Annotated in this window: 3 protein-coding genes; 2 read left to right on the top strand and 1 reads right to left on the bottom strand. The window is 62.4% G+C overall.

Annotated elements, in window-relative coordinates:
* The first annotated feature begins 118 nt into the window (after positions 1-118).
* Positions 119-277 carry a DUF3309 family protein gene (locus tag AC1DUU_RS30205; RefSeq protein WP_476786997.1) on the top strand — a complete coding sequence of 53 codons (159 nt, stop codon included), beginning with the start codon at positions 119-121 and terminating at the stop codon, positions 275-277.
* A gap of 65 nt (positions 278-342) precedes the next feature.
* Here AC1DUU_RS30205 and AC1DUU_RS30200 read toward each other — a convergent pair whose 3' ends face one another.
* Complete coding sequence (locus AC1DUU_RS30200; RefSeq protein ID WP_476786996.1) at positions 343-1293, bottom strand: NmrA family NAD(P)-binding protein; 951 nt, start codon at positions 1291-1293, stop codon at positions 343-345.
* Between the two features lie 97 nt (positions 1294-1390).
* On the opposite strand from AC1DUU_RS30200, the gene AC1DUU_RS30195 reads away from it, so the two are divergent.
* On the top strand, positions 1391-2197 hold an 807-nt coding region (locus AC1DUU_RS30195; RefSeq protein ID WP_476786995.1), incomplete at its 3' end, for a LysR family transcriptional regulator.

The raw sequence follows: 2197 nt of genomic DNA, 5'->3' as shown, positions 1-2197 counted from the left end.
CCCCAAGGCTGCGGAATAGACCAACGCGCTGCGCGCACGCAAAAGGCCGCCCGGAACAACCGGGCGGCCTTTTGCGTTCCTGCCTCGATAAAAACGCAAGAATTACGAGGCATGAACAATGACAATTTCGACGCTGCTTATCATCATCCTGATCCTGATCCTGCTTGGAGCGGTGCCAGCCTGGCCGCATTCGCGCGGATGGGGTTACGGACCCTCCGGCATCGTCGGTGTGCTCCTTGTCATCCTTCTGGTGCTGATGCTGACGGGCCGCGTCTGACTGCCCCGAAGCAGCTGAACGGCAAAACGCCCGGACGATAGTCCGGGCGTTTTCTTTTGCGTCAGTCAGGCAGCCTTTGCTTGAGGCAGCAAGCTGAGATCGGCGAGTGCGCCTGCTACCGCCTCGTCGAGCGGCGTATGCGGGATGTGGCCGATGATGGGTCCGAGGCGCTGCGACACCAGCCGATGCTGTTCGAAACGCAGATACGACATCGACACGATCGCCTTCCACATCGGCACGAACGGGCTGCCGGCGCGCAGCACCCACCAGGGCATCGAGGATAGCTTGAGCTTACGGCCAAGCACGCGCTCGATCGATGCCTTGATCTCCAGATCGGTAACCGGATGGCCCGGCAAGTTGAGGTTTTCGTAACCGGCAAGCTTTTCGTGGTTGTCGGCAAGGGCAACGAAGGCTGCGGCGAAGTCCGGTAGATAGGCCCATTCATGCACAAGGTCGGCCGGCCCGGGTGCTGTGTAGACGCCCTTGGCAAGTTTCGAAGTGACCACCAGGTCGAACCATGAGCCGGTGCCCTTGCCACCGAAGAAATCGCCGGCCCTGAGCAAAACTGTGCGAACCCGACGCGCATCGGATTCACGGCGGAACAGTTCTTCGGTGGCGGCCCGAATGTGGCCCTTCTCGGTCGTGGGATGCTGCGGCGTCTCCTCAGTGATGACGGCAGGCATCGGCGAGCCGAAATTGTAGACGGTGCCCGCAACCATGTGCAGCGCGCCATTGGCAAAACAGGCAGCCATGACATTCTCGGCCATGGGCAGAACCGAGCTCCAGTCGGAATAGATTGGGCTCAAGCCGTTGAAGATGATGTCGACGCCTCTGGTGGCATCAATCAGCGACTGCCGGTCAAGCGCATCGGCGGCGATGGCTTCGGCCCCTGCCAGCTCCGCCGGCAGCTTGCCGTCGCGAGTGATGGCCCGCACCTCATATCCGGCGTCGAGGAAGGCGTTGGCGACGGCGCGGCCGAGCCGGCCACGGGCACCCAGAATTGCGATCTCGGTCATGTCGGTCACTCCTGTGTTTGTTGTGACCCGGTTTCCTCCATTCACGACCGGAAATGAATTGACTCAAAATGGCGCCTTGATATTCAATCTTGAATAGATGTCTGAGATAGACTGGAACCTGATCCGGAGTTTTGTCGCGGTTGCCGAGGCCGGCAGCCTGTCGGCCGCCGCGCGCAGCCTGGCATCGAGCCAGCCCACGCTTGGGCGCCACATCGCCGAACTCGAACAAGCGCTTGACGTCACACTGTTCCGGCGCGGCCGCCAGGGTTATGTGCTGACGGAAGCCGGAAGCCTGCTGTTCGAACGAGGCCGGGCGGTCAGCGAGGAGGCCACAGCCTTCGCTAGGCTCGCGCTGGGATCTGTCGAAGCGATCGAAGGTACCGTTCGCATTGCCGCGAGCGAGATGGTGGCAGCCCATGTGCTGCCGGCAATGCTTGCCCGGCTCGGTGCCGAAGAACCCGGCATCGAGGTCGAGGTCGTCGCCTCCAACCAGGTCGAGAACCTGCTACGCCGTGACGCCGATATCGCCATCCGCATGGTGCGACCCGCGCAGAACGAACTGGTGGCGCGCAAGGTCACCGACATCGCACTTGGCATGTGCGCTGCGTCAGCCTATCTCGACCGGCGTGGCCGCCCGTCAACGCCGGAGGATTTGCGCGACCACGACCTGATCGGCTTCGACCGCAGCGACGAGATGATTCGCGGCTTCGAACACTTCCTGCCGGGCATCACCCGGCATGACTTTCGGCTGCGCAGCGACAATCACATCGTGCTCTGGGAAGCGGTACGGACTGGCAACGGTATCGGCATCGCGCAAGAACAGCTCGTTCGGCGCGAGCCGCACCTCGAAATCGTCCTGCCTGAACTGACACTGCCCACGCTGCCGGTGTGGCTCGCCATGCAC

It is taken from the genome of Aminobacter sp. P4_H6_2, from assembly GCF_056400805.1.
Note: the sequence above shows the minus strand (reverse complement) of the source record. Positions and strands in the feature narration are given on the sequence as shown.

Coding starts and splice junctions, on each gene's coding strand:
- AC1DUU_RS30205 (WP_476786997.1), top strand. CDS start 119: ATGACAATTTCGACGCTGCTTATCATCATCCTGATCCTGATCCTGCTT.
- AC1DUU_RS30200 (WP_476786996.1), bottom strand. CDS start 1,293: ATGACCGAGATCGCAATTCTGGGTGCCCGTGGCCGGCTCGGCCGCGCC.